This is a genomic window from Actinoallomurus iriomotensis (genome assembly GCF_030269445.1).
Classification (GTDB): Bacteria; Actinomycetota; Actinomycetes; order Streptosporangiales; family Streptosporangiaceae; genus Actinoallomurus; species Actinoallomurus iriomotensis.
In genome coordinates, this window is the sequence record NZ_BSTJ01000026.1 from 17,312 (window position 1) to 34,493 (window position 17,182).

Annotated in this window: 16 protein-coding genes and 2 pseudogenes; 8 read left to right on the forward strand and 10 right to left on the reverse strand. The window is 65.6% G+C overall.

Features of this window, described 5'->3' with window-relative positions; genetic code table 11:
* The first annotated feature begins 14 nt into the window (after positions 1-14).
* From QSK37_RS50880 to QSK37_RS50895, 4 genes are read left to right on the forward strand one after another with little or no spacing between them, the layout of a single operon-like run.
* Positions 15-977: a sugar phosphate isomerase/epimerase family protein gene (locus QSK37_RS50880; RefSeq protein ID WP_285637226.1), complete on the forward strand. Its 963-nt coding sequence runs from the start codon at positions 15-17 to the stop codon at positions 975-977.
* Entirely contained in the window at positions 974-1,945 is a 972-nt protein-coding gene (locus tag QSK37_RS50885; RefSeq protein ID WP_285637229.1) for a sugar phosphate isomerase/epimerase family protein, read from the forward strand. Before QSK37_RS50880 ends, QSK37_RS50885 begins: the two co-directional genes overlap by 4 nt.
* The gene (locus QSK37_RS50890) at positions 1,942-2,898 is read left to right on the forward strand and encodes a sugar phosphate isomerase/epimerase family protein (RefSeq protein WP_285637232.1); all 957 of its coding nucleotides are present in this window, start codon (positions 1,942-1,944) and stop codon (positions 2,896-2,898) included. Before QSK37_RS50885 ends, QSK37_RS50890 begins: the two co-directional genes overlap by 4 nt.
* Positions 2,899-2,908: 10 nt before the next feature.
* Entirely contained in the window at positions 2,909-3,892 is a 984-nt protein-coding gene (locus QSK37_RS50895) for a sugar phosphate isomerase/epimerase family protein (protein ID WP_285637235.1), read from the forward strand.
* Positions 3,893-3,956: 64 nt separating this feature from the next.
* Here QSK37_RS50895 and QSK37_RS50900 read toward each other — a convergent pair whose 3' ends face one another.
* Positions 3,957-5,243 (reverse strand): ABC transporter substrate-binding protein, encoded by a 1,287-nt coding sequence (locus QSK37_RS50900; protein WP_285637238.1) that lies wholly within the window; start codon positions 5,241-5,243, stop codon positions 3,957-3,959.
* Between the two features lie 138 nt (positions 5,244-5,381).
* Complete coding sequence (locus tag QSK37_RS50905) at positions 5,382-6,641, reverse strand: ROK family protein (RefSeq protein ID WP_285637241.1); 1,260 nt, start codon at positions 6,639-6,641, stop codon at positions 5,382-5,384.
* 149 nt (positions 6,642-6,790) lie between these two features.
* Between QSK37_RS50905 and QSK37_RS50910 the strand changes: the two genes are divergently transcribed.
* Positions 6,791-7,684, forward strand: a complete 894-nt coding sequence (locus QSK37_RS50910) for a ThuA domain-containing protein (protein ID WP_285637247.1) — start codon at positions 6,791-6,793, stop codon at positions 7,682-7,684.
* Positions 7,684-8,463: a nuclear transport factor 2 family protein gene (locus QSK37_RS50915; RefSeq protein ID WP_285637250.1), complete on the forward strand. Its 780-nt coding sequence runs from the start codon at positions 7,684-7,686 to the stop codon at positions 8,461-8,463. Before QSK37_RS50910 ends, QSK37_RS50915 begins: the two co-directional genes overlap by 1 nt.
* Before the next feature lie 561 nt (positions 8,464-9,024).
* On the opposite strand, the pseudogene QSK37_RS50920 reads toward QSK37_RS50915, so the two are convergent.
* From QSK37_RS50920 to QSK37_RS50940, 6 genes and pseudogenes are all read right to left on the reverse strand, one after another.
* Positions 9,025-9,179 (reverse strand): annotated as a pseudogene (locus tag QSK37_RS50920) (ISNCY family transposase); the annotation flags it as partial.
* A gap of 40 nt (positions 9,180-9,219) precedes the next feature.
* A pseudogene (locus QSK37_RS52040) lies at positions 9,220-9,336 on the reverse strand (leucine zipper domain-containing protein); the annotation flags it as partial.
* Positions 9,337-9,516: 180 nt separating this feature from the next.
* Positions 9,517-10,293 (reverse strand): TIM barrel protein, encoded by a 777-nt coding sequence (locus QSK37_RS50925; protein ID WP_285637252.1) that lies wholly within the window; start codon positions 10,291-10,293, stop codon positions 9,517-9,519.
* Positions 10,294-10,500: 207 nt separating this feature from the next.
* Positions 10,501-11,343, reverse strand: coding sequence for a carbohydrate ABC transporter permease (locus QSK37_RS50930; protein WP_285637254.1), 843 nt, complete (start codon positions 11,341-11,343; stop codon positions 10,501-10,503).
* A 14-nt stretch (positions 11,344-11,357) separates the two neighbouring features.
* Positions 11,358-12,302: a carbohydrate ABC transporter permease gene (locus tag QSK37_RS50935; protein ID WP_285637256.1), complete on the reverse strand. Its 945-nt coding sequence runs from the start codon at positions 12,300-12,302 to the stop codon at positions 11,358-11,360.
* A 71-nt stretch (positions 12,303-12,373) separates the two neighbouring features.
* On the reverse strand, positions 12,374-13,660 hold the full coding sequence (locus tag QSK37_RS50940) for an ABC transporter substrate-binding protein (RefSeq protein WP_285637259.1): 1,287 nt from the start codon (positions 13,658-13,660) through the stop codon (positions 12,374-12,376).
* Between the two features lie 466 nt (positions 13,661-14,126).
* Between QSK37_RS50940 and QSK37_RS50945 the strand changes: the two genes are divergently transcribed.
* Complete coding sequence (locus QSK37_RS50945; protein WP_285637262.1) at positions 14,127-15,011, forward strand: class I SAM-dependent methyltransferase; 885 nt, start codon at positions 14,127-14,129, stop codon at positions 15,009-15,011.
* A 152-nt stretch (positions 15,012-15,163) separates the two neighbouring features.
* Positions 15,164-16,462 (forward strand): IS630 family transposase, encoded by a 1,299-nt coding sequence (locus QSK37_RS51600; RefSeq protein ID WP_349498061.1) that lies wholly within the window; start codon positions 15,164-15,166, stop codon positions 16,460-16,462.
* On the opposite strand, the gene QSK37_RS50955 is transcribed toward QSK37_RS51600, so the two are convergent.
* A complete protein-coding gene (locus QSK37_RS50955; protein WP_285637265.1) occupies positions 16,445-16,753 on the reverse strand; it encodes a hypothetical protein in 309 nt (102 codons plus the stop codon). The two genes, QSK37_RS51600 and QSK37_RS50955, sit on opposite strands and share 18 nt — an antisense overlap.
* Positions 16,754-16,874: 121 nt before the next feature.
* Positions 16,875-17,182: site-specific integrase (locus QSK37_RS50960; protein ID WP_490246514.1), on the reverse strand; the 308-nt coding region annotated here is incomplete at its 5' end.

Consider the following 17,182-nt stretch of genomic DNA (forward strand, 5'->3'; position numbering starts at 1 on the left):
AGAGAGGAAGCATCATGGCCTGGACCAAGTGGTCCTATATGGACCACTGGGTGACTGAGACGCCGCAGGGGCCGCAGCCCCCGTCGTTCAACCGCGACCACATGGACCGCTATGTCAAACAGTTGTCCGCGCTCGGCTTCCGCGGCTTCGACACGTTCTTCTTCTACCTGCCTATTCTCGCCGGCCTGTACGGATCGGTGAAGGCGTTCGAGGAATACCTGCAGGACAACGGCTTCGACAAGATCACCGGAATCTTCTCCGCCTACCCGTACGCCACCGAATACACCGCGCCGCACGTCTCCGAGACGCACGACCGGATCGTCGCCGACTGCCAGGCGACGATCCGCGCCGTCGAGGGCCTGTCGGTGGAGAACTTCATCGTCATGCCCTCGACGACCTACTTCCAGGTCGAGCCGGTGACCGATGAGAAGATCAAGATCATGGCCGACCTGTGGAACCGGGTGGGCCGGCTGACGCTCGAGCACGGCATGCGCACCACGTGCCACTTCGAGTTCTGGGGGGCCATCCGCACCCGCGAGCAGCTCGACCTGTTTTTCTCCTACACCGACCCGCAATACGTCTACTTCTTCTGCGACACCGCACAGCACACGATCGCCGGCGTCGATCCCATCCAGATGTTCCGCGACTACCGCGACCGATGCACCGGATTCCATTTCAAGGACACGCACACGGTCGATACGCACGAGGCGTACCGGACGCCACCCGACCCGGAGCTGATGGCCCCACAGGTGACCCGCTGGTTCCACGAGATGGGCACCGACGGCGGCCTGGTCGACTTCCCGGCGCTGATACGGGAGATCGTGACGTCCGGCTACGACGGCTGGCTGACGGTCGAGCACGACAAGGCCGAACTCGACGGCGGCAGCTACGCCGAAGCGACCTGCGTGGCCAAGTGGTACATCGACAACGTGCTCGCCGAGGCACAGGCACTGGCCGACCAGGGGGCCGCACGGTGAAGGACACGTTGCGCTGGGCCTACGCCCTGAACCAGTGGAACATCCGCATGGACGTCTTCGTCCGGCACGAGGACCAGCGCCGGGCACTGAAGACCTGCTCGGCTCTGGGATTCCACCACGTCGAGTTGGCCGCGGGCACCGGCCGCTGGGACAACCTCGGCCGTCCCGAGGTCATCGAACTCAACCACGGCGGCCCGGCAGGCTTTCTCGACTTCCTCCACGGCTGCTCGGTGCATGGCGTGTCCAGCATGTACTGGGACCCCGGCCAGCCGGCTGAGGAGGAGGGCTGGGCGTTCCGCTCCACCCGGAACCGCGATGACCACGCTGCGATCGTTGAGTCCGCGAAGCCGTTCGCCGACTTCCTCGCCGCAATCGGCACCGAGCAACTCGTCGTCCGGCCAGCCGGCTCGGCGTGGCTGCAACCACCGCTCGGCGCGGATGACGTGAAGACCATCGGTGAGGTGTGGAACGCCGTGGGCAAGGTCGCCGCGGCCGCCGGAGTCGGGGTGGCCCTGCACTACGACTGCCTCTCCGCGGTGCACTCGGCCGACGAAGTCGGCCAGTTGCTGGCAGCGACCGATCCGGCGCTCGTCGGCTTCGCCCTCGACACCGCCGAGCTGACGATCGGCGGCATCGACCCGGTGGCGTTCTATGCCGGGCACGCCGACCGTGTCACCCACGTCCATCTCAAGGACACCCGCTACGCCGACACCGGCGAGGAATACCGCATGCCCGGCGCCGAGACCACCATGTTGCGAGGAGGTGCCGGCCGGCGGATCGAGCGCTGGTTCTTCGAGCTGGGCACCGAAGGGGGTCTGGTCGACGTCAAGGCGTTCGTCGCGACGCTGCGAGAGCACGACTACCCGGGTTGGGTGGTCGTCGAGAGCGACCACGGCGGCAACCCCGCGGAACTCGCCATGCTCAACAGCTGGTACCTGCAGCACGAACTCGGGGTCGCGAAGTCATGACACGAGCAGCGGATGAGCGGCGCATCAAGTGGAGCTACATGGACCACTGGCGCAGCAACGGCCCTGCCGGGCCGATCGACCAGTGGCACTCGCACCGCAGCATGTCGTCGTTCCTGAAGCAGATCAAGGCCGTCGGCTTCGACGCCATGGACACCTTCGACTTCCGGCTGTGGCAGATGTACGGCGACTACGGAGGGCCCGCGAAGTATCAGGAGATGGTCCAGGACCATGGGCTGGAGCGGATCGTCAACATCTTCCACGCTGCGGACTACGACGTCCGCAACTACGCCCCGCACCTCCCGGAGACGCACGAGAACATCCTCGAGGACTTCCGCGTGACCATGGGCCACTGGTCGAGCATCGAGCTGGACAACATCATCGTGATGCCGGCGACCCTCTACTACGATATGGAGCCGATCACCGAGGACAAGCTCAAGATCACCGCGGAGCTGTGGAATAAGGTCGGTGAGATCACTGCCGGCTACGGTGTCAGGCTGACGTGCCACCATGAGTTCTTCTGCGGTATCCAGAGCGAGCCGGACATCGAGACGTTCTACTCGTACACCGACCCCGAGTACGTCTCCCTGTTCGTCGACACCGCACAGCACTGCATCGCCTCAGTGGACCCGGTCGCCCTGTACCGTCGGCACGCGCATCGGGTCAGCGGCTTCCACTTCAAGGACACCCGCAACATCGCGACCGGCGACGACCACCGGCACCGCCCGGACTCCGAGATCATGGCGCCGACGACGGGCAAGTGGTTCTACGAGATGGGCACTCCCAACGGGCTGGTCGACTTCACGGCGATGATGACCGCGGTGCGGGACAACGAATACCAGGGCTGGATCACCGTCGAGCACGACAAGGCGAACAGGTACGGCGGCGACTACGCCGAGAGCACCGCCGTCGCCCGGTGGCACGCGGTGAACGTCCTCGAGAAGATCTACCGGTAGGGGCACGCACGTGAACGGCATCAGGTGGGGCTACGCCCTCAACCAGTGGAAGCCGCAGTTCGACGACTTCGTCCGCCGGGAGGACCACGAGCGGGCGCTGAAGACCATCTCGATCGCGGGATTCGATGGCGTCGAATTGACCGCCGGCACCGGCCGCTGGGAACCACTGGGCAACCCGCAGCAGGTCGTCGCTAACTTCGGGTCGCTCGAAGGCTTCCGTGAGTTCATGGAAAGCTGCGGCATCTCGGCGGTATGCAGCTGGTTCTACGACCCGCAGCAGCGATCGATGGAGCACCTGACCGGCCCGCTGTCGCCGCTCAACCCGGCCGATATGGACGGCATCGTCGCGAAGGCGGAGTGGTTCGCACGGGCCCTGGCCGAGTTGGGCGGCTCGGTGCTGCTGGTCCGTGCGGCGCCATCGGCGTGGGAGGTGCCCCCGGACGACGACGCGCTGAACCGGCTCGCGGAGTGCTGGTCGAGGGTGGGCAACGCGACGATGCGGTACGGCGTGCGTACCGCCCTGCACGTGGACTTCCTGTCCATGCTGCGCCGCGGCGATGCTCTCGAAGTGTTGCTGGCCCTGACCGACCCGTCGGCTGTCGGGCTCGCCCTCGACACGGCAGAAATGACCGTATCGGGGATCGATCCATGTGCCGTGATCAAGCGGCATCCGCGCCGAGTTTGGCATGTGCAGTTCAAGGATGCGCTCGCCGTCGATGACGCGGAGGAGTATCTGCAGTCGCACGCCGAGTACGCGGTGCGGCAGCGCGGCGGTACCCGGGAGATCCCGCGCTGGTTCGCCGAGCCCGGCGTCGATGACGGCCGGGTGGACTTCGCCGCGGTGACGCGTGTCCTGCTCGACGCCGGGTACTCGGGCTGGATCGTGTTCGAGAGCGATCAGAGCCCGCACCCTGCGACCAGCGCGCTGCACGGCGGGTATCTGCTGCAGCGCGAGCTCCGCCCGATCGTCGCGGCCGAATCTGTCATGTCGTAGGACGCGCGTTCAGGCCTGGGCGGTGAGTGGGCCGGGTGGCTACCGCTACCCGGCCCACTCACTTTCAGCTCCAGGCCCGGTCCATCGCCCGTAGCACCTGGTCGACGGTCATCTGCCCGGTCATCAGCCCGGTGACCCCGCTGCCCAGCGTGTTGTAGACCTGGCCGTTCGACCAGCCGAGATAGCCGAGCTGCGCGTACTGCTTGTGCACGATCGCATGGGAGATCTCGCTGTACTGGGGGAGAAGGGCGGTTGCTTTGACGGTGCCGATCGGCAGGTCGCCCTTGATATTCGCGAACCGGACGGCCTGCGGCTGCGCGACGAACCACTTGATGAAGTCGGCGACCAGCTTCGGGCTTTTGGTGCGGGCGTTGCCGGCGATGCCGTCGGACGTCGCGGCGGTGAGGTACGTCCTGCCCGACGGCGACGGGAACGGAACCACTGTCAGCTTCACGGCGCCGCGGGCGGCCGTCATGATGTCCTTCGCCCCGCCACCAGGAGCGAAGAAACCGAAGATCTTGCCGCGGGTCATACCGTTGGTGAGGGCGTCGAAGCTCGCGCCGGCGGCGCCGGGCTGGAAGCATCCAGCTTTGTTCAGCTGCACGATCGCGTCCAGCGCCGCCTGCCAGCCCTGGGTGTTCGCGAAGCTGACCTTCCCGGCTGCCCGCTGGGCATTCCAGCCCGGCGTCGGACCGTAGACGGTTGAGCCGGCGAGTTCCATCGCGAAGAACGCGGCATTCGCCGGCTCCGCTCCGGCGAGCCCGAACAGTGCCTTGCCCTTGGCCTTCGCCGCAGTGCATTGGGCGAGCAAGTCACTGAACGACGACGAGGGCCCCAATGCGATGCCTGCGGCGCGTGCCGCCTGGTCGTTGTAGATGATTCCGGCGGCATCGAGGTCGACGGGCACGGCGTAGGTCTTACCGCCCACGGCGAACAGGTCGTTGACGTCGGCGGGGACCGCGTCGACCGTCGCCGGGTCCGTGAGCTCCAGCAACTGTCCGGCCTTGGCGAGCTGGGAGACCGAGCCGGCTTCGCCGCTGCCCGGGTTGACGTAGAAGACATCCGGGCCGTTGCCCGCCTGGAGTTGGGTCGTGAGGGTCGTGTTGTAGGACGAGAGGCTGATCGAGTTCACCTTGATTGTGACGCCCGGGTGGGACTTCGTGTACTGATTGGCGAGATCCTGGTAGGCGTTCTGGATCGTGTTCGCGATCTCGATCGAGAAAGTGATCGTTTGGGGTTCGCCGCCCGAGCGGGTCGAGCCGGACCCGCACCCGACGAGCACGGTCGCGGCAAGGATCGTGACAGCGAGGACCGCGAGCCTGCGGCGGCGTCCCGATGGTCGTCGACTCATGAGAGACCCCTCCCGAGAGGTGGGCAGCCGGCGGTGAGCTGCCCGACACGATGACGAGCGTCTCCCTCGATTATTGATGATTTCCAACGTTAATTCCAGGTTGTGCTGGTGTGCGTGGCATACTCGATGGCGCGGTTGTCAGGCGGCGTGCAGGCGCAGCGCCGAGCCGACCGGTGTGCCCGAGCCGAGCCAGATTCGCAGTGCCGCAGGGCGGAAGAGGTTGTGCGCGGCGAGCAGTGCGCCGCCGATGGTGCCCTCGGCGAAGTTCAGTGACGCGGTGCGGATCGTCAGGTTCCGGGCCGCGAGCTCGATCGCCCCGTCTAGCACGGCGCGTCGGAACTCGTCGAAGAACAGGGGGCTGTGGCGGATAACGCCGCCGCCCAGCACGAGGGTGCCCGGGTTGGCGAAGTTGACGACGCCGGCGATCGTCCGGCCGGTGATCTGTGCCGCCGAGGTGACCGCCGACCGCACGACCTCGTCGCCGGCTGCGGTCGCATGGCCGATGTCCTCGGCGGTGATGCGACCGCGGCGGGCGAGTCGCTCGGCGAGCACGGTGCTCCGCCCGGACTTCGCGTCCTTGGCCAGGGCGCGCATCAGGGCCCATCCGCTCGCGACGGCCTCCAGGCAGCCGGTCTTGCCGCATCGGCACCGGGCCGTTGGGTCGTCGGTCACTCGGACATGTCCGATGTCGCCGGCGGCTCCGCTGTCGCCGCGATGAAGGTGGCCGTTGGTGACGAGGCCGCTGCCGATCCCGGTAGCCACCTTGACGTAGAGCAGGTCGCGTCGTTCCTGCGGGACGCCGCGTTCCCATTCGCCGAGGGCCATGAGGTTGACCTCGTTGTCGACCCACACCGGCGTCTCGTAGTGACTCTGGAACCAGGAGCGGACATCGTAGTCGTTCCAGTTCGGCATGCTGGGCGGCGCCACGACGTGGCCGGACATGACGTCGACCGGGCCTGGAATGCCGATGGTGATTCCCCACACGGGAGCCCTGCGGCCGGCCCGCTCGATGAGTTCCCCGAACGTGGTGTGCACCAGGCCGAGGATGGCCTCCGGGCCGTCCTCCATGTCGATATCGCGGAACTCGCGGGCGAGTTCGGTGCCGCCGAGGTCGAATACCGCGGCGTGCAGAGAGACCGCTCCCAGCGCCGCTGACAGCAGCAGCCCCGCCTCAGTGCGGAACCGGACGGATCGGGACGGGCGGCCGCGGCGCTGACCCGACGGCACCGCGTCGACCTCCGCCAGCACGCCGAGCTCGACCCCCTCACGGAGCCGCTCGTTGACCACCGTGCGGCCAAGACCGGTCAAGGCCTCCAGCTCCGGGCGGGTCGTGGCGGCCCCGGCGCGGACCATGTCGACGATCTGGGCGAGGACCAGGATGTCGCGAGCGGACGGCATGCAGGTTCCTCTCAGTCCTGGATCGACTGGGCGTCATGGTAAACGGCACGAGTGCAGAGCGCCCCCGGCCTTTACTTTTTGCTGATTCCATGCAGAATTATAACCGCTGGTCGCTCTCATCGCCAAGCCACAGTGCGGAGGGGAAATCCTTGCCTGACATCGGTCTGCGCCAACTCGGCAACGACGGCGGGATCAAGACCCTGATCATCACCGGACACACCGACATCCACCACGACTGGCGTACGGTCTCGCCACTCCTCGCGGAGTTGCTGCGCTCGACAGGGCTGTTCGACGTCCGCATAACCGAGGAGTTCCGCGGGGCAGGGCCGGAGACCCTTGAGCCCTACGACCTCGTCGTTCTCAACTATTTCGGCAGATTCGAGCCGTGGGGTCACGCACCGGAGCTGCGCTGGGGCGCGCGGGCCGAGCAGGCGCTGTACGACCACGTCGCCTCCGGAAAGGGAGTGGTCGTCTACCATGCGTCACTGCAGATGGGCGCCGGATGGGAGGACGACTTCGAGCGAATGGCCGGTGGCGTCATGCGTGAGCACTGCAGCCGCCGCGCGCCGATACCCGACTTCCGCCTCTACGTCGCCACGCACGATCACCCGATCACCGCGGGCATGCCGGAAAGCTTCCCGCATTACGACGACGACCTCTATGTGAACATGCAGTGGACACCTGGAACCGACGTCGAGGTGCTCGTCACCGGGTGGGACAACCCGCTGCGCTACACGCAGGTTCCGGATCAGTGGAACGCGCTGCCGGGCATGGGCGAGCAGCACCCGGTGGCATGGGCGAACCGGTACGAGGAGGGACGAGTGTTCGTCACCGGGCTCGGGCACGGACCAGAGGCGATCTCGCACCCGTCGTTCCGAGCGCTGTTCACCCGGGGCGCCGAATGGGCGGCCACCGGGAACGTGACGCTGAAGCTGCCGGAGGACTTCGGTGAGCCGGTGCCCGGTGGCGACTGGTGGCCCACCACGCTGGAGCCGATGGTCCGCACCATGTTCGAGCAGCGTGACCAAGGGGCGACAGCCTGATGACGACCACGCGGACGACCCAGGCCCTCGAGCAGCGCTTGGCCGAACTGGAGGAACGCTTGGCCGCCGCGGAATCGGCGGCTACTCGGGCGGGGGACCGCGGGGAGGTGGAGAATGTCTTCTCGCGCTACATGTACTACCACAACGCCTTCGAGGACGAGCGGATCGTCGACGAGCTGTGGGCGCGCCGGGGCACCGAAGGTGTCCGCTCACAGTACAACGACGACGGCGTCTACACCGACTGGGACACGATCATGGCCTACCACAAGGGTCGGCCCCACCCGGTCGGCAAGCTGATCCTGCACTACACCACGACTCCGGTCATCGAGGTCTCGGCCGACGGCACGACGGCCAAGGGCCTATGGATCATGATGGGGCTCGAGTCGGGCTTGACCGAGCCGGCGGAGGCGGAGCACATTCCAGAGTTCTTCTTCGCCAAGCAGGACGTCGACGGGCACAAGGTATGGGCGCACTGGGTGTGGTGCAAGTACGGCGTGGACTTCCTCAAGCAGGACGGCCAATGGCGTATCTGGAAGTTCCGCTGCTTCGAGGTGGCCCGCGCGCCCTTCGACGAGAACTGGATCGCCTTCGCCGCCCATCAGCGCGCCGACTACGAGGCGAAACTCGCCTATTTCGGCGAGGACGGCAAGCCGGTCTTCCTCCCGGCCGTAAACGGGCCCACGGTCACCCCGTCGTCGGCGTACTCGATCCATTCGAGTCAGCAGTTGTTCCCCGCACCGCCACAACCGTATAGCGAATTCGAGGACACATTCCGTTGAGCGTCGATCGGTCCCGCTGGCGTTGTTCCGGCGGGACCGATCGCGTCATCGTACGGCGGCCCGTTCCCAGCGGGCGACACTCCCGCGGCACGATCCCCGCAAAAGGCCGACCAGGTCCGTCGCCGCATGAAGCGGGGTAGTCGGCCGCCTGCGTTCTGCGCAATCGGCTAGCGGTAGCGGCACGCCGTGCATCGCTCGGCGAAGGTCTCCTTGACGCAAGCCTCGTTACGACAGAAGAACCGCAGAACCTGTGGGTTTGGATGGCATCGAGGTGGAAGGGTAGGCGTTCCGGAACGTAGTCCAGAAACTGGACGTCGGCCTTTTGGTCGTAACGGGGTAGATGTGCAGGATGCGTAGCCGGGTGCAGTCGTCGATCGCCGTGAATTGATAGTACTTGGCGCGCCGTCGCACCTTGGGGCCCGCCTGGTGATCAGTGCCGTGCTCTAGCGACTTGCCCCTGAAAAAGCGGCGTTGGGTGGAGAGGCGAACCGGAGGACTGGTTTGGCCTGGTTCGCCAGTCGTGGGTACCGGATCCGTGGCGGGGCCGGGGATTGGCCTGGTTCACCGGCTGATCACGGTCATCCGTTGGAGGTGTAGACGAAGATTCCCAGCCCGACCCAGGTCTGGGCTCCGTCGAGGTGGCGCATGCGGGTGCGGCGTAGTCCCAATCCTTGTTAGAGGTGGCTGATGCGGGCTTCGACTGCAATGCGCCACGACGTGGTTGTGCTGCCACAAATAGATGATCTTGTTGACGGTGTCAGCGTGGGTGGCGTTCGGGCTATGGTGCGGGTGGCTGGAGCGGTCCCGCGGTCCGTCGATACCTTCTTCTTGATAACGGCGCAGCCATCGGTAGAAGCAGGTTCGGCTGATCTCGTAGTAGCGGCAAGGTCAGCGAGACGTTCCCGGTGACCTCTTCTGCGTGGCGAAGGACCGCCAGGCACCGCTGCGCCTGGCGGTCGAGCTGCTGTTGGAGCGATGGGGGATGAAGGATCTCCGTCGTGATTGGAGACCCCGTTGTCAACAACGTCCGGCGGTTTTAGAACTAGGGCGCGCTTATCCCTTGGCGGCGATAGCTCGGATACGCGCGACGGAGGCAACCGACTCCACGGTGGGGAAGTACTCGAGCCCGATCGGGCCGTCGTACCCGGATGCGCGGAGCGTGGCTAGATGCGCGGCCCAGTCGATGCCCCCGCTGCCTGGCTCACCGCGACCGGGGACGTCCGCGATCTGCACGTAGTCGACGAAACCCGCGGCATTGGCGAGTTCGGTCGCGGGGTCCTCGCCTTCGGTGATCGAGTGGTACATGTCGTAAAGGATCTTGAAGTTTTCGGAGTCCACGCCTTTGGCCACGGTGACGGCATCGGCGGTGCGGTCGAGGAGGGCACCGGGGTGATCAACGCGGGTGTTGACCGGTTCGAGCACCAGCGTCACGCCCGAGCCTTTAATCCGCTGCGCCGCTTGGGAGAACACCTCGACGAGCTTGTCGAGGTTCTGCGCCCGCTTCGCGCCGGGGAATCCGATGCCGGAGCCGAGGACGACGCGCGGGCAGCCCAGCAGTCTGGCATGCTCGACGGCGAGGTCGAGCCCCTCGAAGAACGGGCCGAGATCCGTACCCGGCAGGGTGAAGTTCGTCCGGGGACCGGCGAGCAGGGCGGTCAACTTCAGGCCGGTGTCGGCCAGCGCCTTGGAGAGAGACTCGACATCCTTGTCGGTCGAGAACCACATCTCGAGCGCGTCGAAGTCGGCGGTGGCCGCGGCGCGCACCCGGTCGGCTGCGTCCGGGCCGGCTTCGGTGAAGAGCAGTTCGATGTTCGCGGACAGTTGGTACACGGACAGTCCTACTTCCGGTCGGTGTGGGTGAGGGATTAGGCGATGGCGCGCCGGATGAGGGCGTGCTGCCTGCTGATGAGGTCCACGGGGTCGGTCTCGTTAAGGTCGGCGAAGGCGTGGCCCTTCCATTCGCTGGAGAAGAAGCCCGAGCGGCCGCCGCGTAGGAATTCCCGGCATGTTGAAGGCGAGGCTGACGAAGAGGCCGCCTCAGCCTTTTAGGCCACCCGCATATCCCTGGATGAACTTCTTCTGCGCGAAGAAGTAGAAGGCGAGGAGCGGCACCATCGAGATTATGACGACGGCGAAGATGAGGTTCCACTGTGACACCAGTGAGCCCACGTAGTTGTACATCACCACCGGCAGCGTCTGGTGTCCCGAGCCGTTCAGGAAGATCAGTGCGGTGAAGAAGTCGTTCCACACGATCAGGCCGGTCAGGATGGCTACCGTGCCGGTGGCCGGACCCATCAGCGGGAAGACGATGCGGAGGAAGACCCGGCTGCGGGAGGCACCGTCGACCGTCGCTGCCTCCTCATAATCGCGGGGCAGCCGACGGAAGAACCCGCTGTAGAGGAATACCGATAGCGGCATCAATGTTCCGCCGTAGACCACGATCAGCCCCACTGGAGAGCCGACGAGACCGAGGTTGCGGGCCTCGACATATAGAGGTACGACGCCGAGCTGGGTCGGCAGCAGGATGGCAATAAGGACCAGGTAGTACGTCCGGGTGCTCCAGCGGCTGGTGCTGCGCGTCAGGACGTACGCGGCTGGCGAGCCGGCAACGACCAGCAGCAGGATGCTTCCCACGGTGATGATCACGCTATTCAGTAGACCGTGCAGGATGTTCGATGAGGCACCGCTCGATGGGGCAAGCAGGGTGCTGAAGTTGTTCAGCGTCAGGTGCTTTGGCGGTGCCAGCGTCGAGCTGGTAAGGACCTCCTTGTCCGGCTTCAGAGACGTGGTCACCAGGAAGTAGAACGGACTCAGCATGGCGAGCGTCACGAGAATCATGACGATCTCAAGGATCAGAGTCTTCTTGCGGTAGGAGAACACAGGCTCTATCCGATCTACGTACGGTCGCGGGTGGCATACTGCTGCACGATGGTGACAATGAAGATCAGCACGCTGAGCACCAGGGCCAGCGCCGCGCCGAAGCCAAAGTTCGTGAACACGAACGTCTGCTGGTAGACCTCCGTGGCGAGGGTCTGAGTCGCCCCGGCCGGTCCGCCGCCCGTGAGCGCCAGGACCTGATCGAAGATCCGGAATCCCTGGATGAGCATGAGCGTCGTCGCGATTGCAATCGACGGCTGGATCATCGGAATGGTTATCGCGCGGAATCTCCGGAAAGCGCCTGCACCGTCGATCGCGGCAGCTTCCTCAAGCTCGGCCGGCACGGTCGCCAGACCGGCCAGATAGATCACCATTACCATGCCGGTGTTCTGCCACACCATCACCACCAGAACCGCGGCGAGAGCCAGCTTGGGATCGGTCAGCCAGTCGTGCTGCCAGCTCTTCAACCCGATCGCGCCGAGTACCTGGTTGAGCGGGCCCTCGTAGGCGAAGATGAACTTCCAGATGTAGGAGACGGCGATCGGCGCGATCACAACCGGCATGAACAACAGCACGCGCAGCAGATGCCGGGTCTTGAGCCGCCGGTTGAGAGCCAGCGCGAAGAGCAGCCCCAGTATGTTCGTGAAGACTAGGAAGCCGAAGCCCAGGATGAGGCTATTTTTCAGCGCCCCCGTCAGCTCGGCCGTTTGGAAGATCCGGCGGAAATTCTTCAACCCAATGAAGTCGAAAGAACCGATCCCGGTCCAGTTCGTGAAGGCATAGAAGGCGCCGCTGGCGATTGCCAAATAGATCAGGACGATCATGAGTACGACCGCCGGTAGCGCCCACCACCAGTAGCCGTAACCGACGCGATAGCGGGAGCGAGGCCTTCTGGCGGGCTTCGGTGCTTCGGTCGAGCGGCGGTCGTTCGCCGCCCGCCCCTGGCTCTCGATCATCGTCATGTCGCCGCCTGTTCCCTTTCTGTCGAAGCCGGACGGCTGGGCGGGGCCCGAACCCGCCCCACCCCGCGGAATCAGCTGCTCCAGGCAGCGTCCATCATTTTGAGCACGTCATCGATGCTCTTCTGTCCGGTGATCAGGCCGGTCGTGCCGGTACCCAGCGCGTTGTACACCTGGCCGTTCTGCCAACCGTCAACGCCGTACGGCCGGTACTGCTGGCCCTTGAGCAAACCGGCAACCTTCTGGTACTGCGGCAGCAGGTCGGAGGAGTCGACGTTGCCGATCGGGATCGCGCCCTGGGCATCGGCGAACTTCTTGGCTTCAGCCGGCGAGACGGAGAACTTGATGAAGTCCTCGACCAGCTTCGGGTTCTTCGAATTCTTGTTGCCGGCCAGGCCCAGGTCGGCGCTGAGGGTCATGTACGTCTTCGTGCCTTGCGGGGCCGGGAACGGTAGCGCAATGAGTTTCACCGCACCGTGGGCTGAGTCCATGATGTCCTTCGTCGCCCCGCTGGGCGCGAAGAAGCCGAAGATCTTGCCCTGACTTTCGTAGTTGGTCAGCGTATCGAACCCGGCACCTGCAGCGCCCGCCTGGAAGCAGCCGGACTTATTCAAATCGATGACGGCCTGCAGCGCCTGGTGCCAACCCGGCGTATTCTCGAAGGTGGTCTTGTCTGCGGCCCGGTCCTGATTCCAGTTCGGATTAGACCCATAGACGGTCGAAGTGGCGATCTCCATCGCCATGATGCCGGAATTCTCCGGAATTGAGCCGGCTAGTCCGAAGATCGCCTTTCCCTTGGCCTTAACCGCGCCGCACTGGGAGATGACATCCTGGAGGGTGGACGACGGGGTAATCGTGACACCATTTTGCTTCGCGACCTCGTCGTTGTAGACGATCCCGCTGATCATCGAGGAGCTGGGAACACCATAGAGCGTCCCGTTGGACGAGTAACCCTCGAGCTCCGTGGCCGGGATAATGCTCTTCAGACTCGGGTCCGTCAGCGGGAGCAGCTTTCCGGCCTTGGCAAGATGACCGATCGACGCAGCCTGGCCGGCGCCCGCGTTGATCCACATCACATCTGGTCCGTTGCCGGCCTGCATCTGGGTGGTCAGGGTCTGGTTGGCGGCATTCAGCGCGATCCGGTTGGTCTTGATGTTCACCCCGGGGTGCGCCGCCATGTAGTCCTTGGCCAGAACCTCGTAGACCTGGTCCGTAGGATTGGCGCTTGCGTACGAGAGGGTGATCGTGTGCGGGTCGTTGCCGCCGTTTGTTCCTCCTGATCCGCACGCAGCGAGCATCAGGGCGGCGGCCAGCGGCAGCGCGAGGACGGCGCTGCGCCGCTGGGTCGTTGGCAACGTCATGGTGAGCCTCTCGGTAGCCTCAGACCGAGATCGCCGGTGCGATCTCCGCTGGTGGAGTGGCGGACGTAGGCAGTGTCACAGCAATTTTGTTTGTTAACAACGTATGTCCTGCTGATGACGGGCATCGACGTGGTTTATCCGCGCGGGGAGTATGGCTTCGCTGCGGATGCGACCGGCGGGGCGGTTGTCCGCCGCGCTTGCCAGGATGGGCCTACCGCTTCAATGCGGCCGCGAGCTGGGCCTGGTTCACCGATGACAGAGTATCGACATCATGCCGCTCACGATCATGCTCACCGGTCGGGATACGGCCACGTCAGCGTGCTGGCAGGGTGGCCCGCAGGGGCATGAAACTGCCGTGTAGGCTCTGCGGGTAGCGGCGATCGATGTGGGCAAGAAGGTGATCGCAGTCGCTGGCCGGACCCCTGGCGCGTGCCGTCAGCAATTGTGCAAGTACGACCGCGGTGAAATGATCTCCTGTATCTCCGCGCCGTCCATCGTCGCCACCCAACTGGAGCAGCTCGGCGCGCGGCCCGGCCACAACATCCTGGAGTCCGGGGCCGCGACCGGCTACAACGCAGCCCTCCTCGGCCGCCTGGTCGCCCCCGGCTTTCACGTGTGGACCGTAGACGTCGACCCCGACCTCGTCGACAACGCCGCCACCCACCTCGCAGCCTCAAGAAGCTCGAACGTGACCGTGCTGCTGGCCGATGGCGCGGCCGGGCTCCCTGAGCACGGCCCGTATGACCGGATCCAGTTCACCGTCGGCGCCGGCGACGTCCCGCCGGGGGTGCTGGAGCAACTCGCGCCCGGCGGGCGGCTGGTCATCCCGATGCGGATCCGCGGCAGCATCTCCCGCAGCTTCGCCTTCGAACGCGACGGCGACACATGGAAGACCGTCAGCTGCGAGATGGCGACATTCGTGCCGCTGCGCAAGGGCGTCTGCGACGACGTCTACACCCTCATCCCGCACAATGGGGAAGGGGACGTACGGCTAGAGACCTTCAGCGAGCAGGAAGTCGACCGGGAGGCGATGCGCACGATCCTCGACACCCCGTCCCGCACGGTCTACACCGGCGTGAAGTTCCGGCAGGGGTCGCCCTGGCAGTGGGTCTACCTGTGGCTCGCGTGCGTGCTCCCGAACGGCCTGTCCCGGATGCCCGGCCAGCGGCCCGGATTCACGCCGCACTTCGGGTGGGGCTCCATGGCCGCACTCGACGCCGACAGCCTCGCCTACCTGACCGTCCGCGAGGGACAGGACGACGCCGGCCGGTTCTGGGAGATCGGCATCATCGGCCACGGCACGGACGCCGCCGACCTCACCGACCAGGTCGCCTCCGCGATCACCGAATAGGACCGCGACTACGGCAACGACGCCCCCGAGCCCGGCTTCCGAATGGCCACCGCCGCCCACCGCGACCTGCTCAAGGCCAGCGACCCGCGCTTCATCATCGACAAGCGGCTCAGCCGCCTCGTCGTCGACTGGCCGTAACCGGACCCGGCGCGATGAACCCCACGATCGCCGAACGCATCCCGCTAGTCTGCCGGAACAAGCCACCGGGGCTTCCCTTGCAAGCGCGGATCGCTGAGCTCACCGCGCTGACCGTCGAACCGCCCGGCGCGGACCACCACCAGCGGGTTGCCCGCGCCAGCGGCGCCCTCAACTTCGCCGCCCTCATCGCCTCCGACACCGGTCTGCCCGACCTCGCCGGCGACCTGTGCTGGCGCCAACACAAGATCTTTACCGAGGCCGGCGCCCTCACCCAGGACATCGCCGTGATGGCCTTGATGCCGCTGGTCAACATCGCCCGGCTCCTCATCCGCGAAGGCGACGGCAACGCCGCATACGAACTCCTCCAGCAGCTGTACCGCGCCGCCCAGCAGCGCAGTGCCACCATCATCCGTGACCACGAGATCGACCTGGCACCGCTCATCCAGAACCACCACGATCACCGCAAGATCTGCACCGAACTATGGGTCGCCCTGCTCATCGACGGCGCCCGCGCCCTCGCCCGCGAAGGCCGCTGGACCGAAGCCGCCGATGCCACGCACTGGTCGCGGGCCTCGATGGCCAAGCGCAGCGGGTTGTCCAAGTCGAGTATCGGGCGGATCTGGCGGGACTTCGGGCTCAAGCCGCACCAGGCCGACACGTTCAAGCTGTCCACGGATCCGTTGTTCGTGGAGAAGGTCGTCGATGTTGTCGGGCTGTATCACAATCCGCCGGACAAGGCGGTGGTGCTGTGCACCGATGAGAAGTCCCAGATCCAAGCGTTGGACCGCTCACAGCCGGTGCTGCGGATGATGCCGGGCATGCCCGAGCGGCGCACCCACGACTATGCCCGGCACGGCACCACGACGTTGTTGGCCGCCTTCAACATCGAAGACGGGACCGTGATCGGCGAGCTGCACCGTCAGCACCGGGCGGCCGAGTTCAAAAAGTTTCTGATCACGATCGACAAGAGGGTCCCACCAGAGCTGGATGTCCACCTGATCTGCGACAACTACGGAACCCACAAAACCCCGGCGATCAAAACCTGGCTGGCCGGCCACCCTCGCTTCCACATGCACTTCACCCCGACCGGATCCTCCTGGATCAATCAGGTCGAACGCTGGTTCGGCTACCTCACCGACCAGATGATCCGCCGCGGGGTCCACAAAAGCGTCCAGACCCTGGAGAAACAGATCCGCGACTGGATCAGCGACTGGAACGACAACCCGCGGCCGTTCGTATGGAAGAAGACCGCCGAAGAGATCCTCGAATCACTCGCACGATATTGCCGACGGATTTCAGACGCGGCACACTAGCGGCTTCAACATGTACCGGCGGAAGACCGCGGCGGTGGCGCGACGGACGCCTCGGTTGCGAGCGTCGGCGTTGTCCCATGACTGGGCGAGGGTGCGGGTGACTACCTGGTCGATCTCCTCGGCCAGGTTCCTCTCCGTGATTGTGAGGCCGGGCAGCGCGTGGCCTTGAATGATCCGCGTCATGACACCTACGTGATCGTCATCCAGCACGACGACGGCCTCGTCGGGGTGTCTTCTCAGCGTCCACGATGGCGCGAGCGAGCCGCACATCGCGGCCACCAGCCTCGGCATCACACCTGATCAGGGGCAGAGACCGTGGAGAGCCCGTTGCGTTGAAAGGCGCACGGCCGGTTCGGCGAGCGGCACGGGGAAACGGACCAGGAGCGATCCCGGCACCGCGCCCCGTGCCGACTCAGCGATTGACAGTTTTGGGTTTTCCCTGGCGGGGGTTCCAGCCGAGCTGGGTGATCTGCCAGCTGATCCCGATGGTGCCCTTCTTCAGGTCTGTGTCGGTAGTGCGGATGCCGCAGGCTTCACCGCGGCGTAGTCCGCGCAGGGCGATCAGCCGGTACAGCAGGTAGAGCCGGTGTTTGCTGGCGCAGTCGAGGAAGTGGCGGGTCTGATCGGGTGTCCAGACCATGACCGGGGACGGCCGGGGAGCGCGGTCGCGTATCACTCTCGCCCGCGACGACTCAGATGACGGGCCGACGCCTGCCGGTA

Coding starts and splice junctions, on each gene's coding strand:
- QSK37_RS50880 (WP_285637226.1), top strand. CDS start 15: ATGGCCTGGACCAAGTGGTCCTATATGGACCACTGGGTGACTGAGACG.
- QSK37_RS50890 (WP_285637232.1), top strand. CDS start 1,942: ATGACACGAGCAGCGGATGAGCGGCGCATCAAGTGGAGCTACATGGAC.
- QSK37_RS50900 (WP_285637238.1), bottom strand. CDS start 5,243: ATGAGTCGACGACCATCGGGACGCCGCCGCAGGCTCGCGGTCCTCGCT.
- QSK37_RS50905 (WP_285637241.1), bottom strand. CDS start 6,641: ATGCCGTCCGCTCGCGACATCCTGGTCCTCGCCCAGATCGTCGACATG.
- QSK37_RS50915 (WP_285637250.1), top strand. CDS start 7,684: ATGACGACCACGCGGACGACCCAGGCCCTCGAGCAGCGCTTGGCCGAA.
- QSK37_RS50935 (WP_285637256.1), bottom strand. CDS start 12,302: ATGACGATGATCGAGAGCCAGGGGCGGGCGGCGAACGACCGCCGCTCG.
- QSK37_RS50940 (WP_285637259.1), bottom strand. CDS start 13,660: ATGACGTTGCCAACGACCCAGCGGCGCAGCGCCGTCCTCGCGCTGCCG.
- QSK37_RS50945 (WP_285637262.1), top strand. CDS start 14,127: ATGATCTCCTGTATCTCCGCGCCGTCCATCGTCGCCACCCAACTGGAG.
- QSK37_RS51600 (WP_349498061.1), top strand. CDS start 15,164: ATGAACCCCACGATCGCCGAACGCATCCCGCTAGTCTGCCGGAACAAG.
- QSK37_RS50955 (WP_285637265.1), bottom strand. CDS start 16,753: ATGCCGAGGCTGGTGGCCGCGATGTGCGGCTCGCTCGCGCCATCGTGG.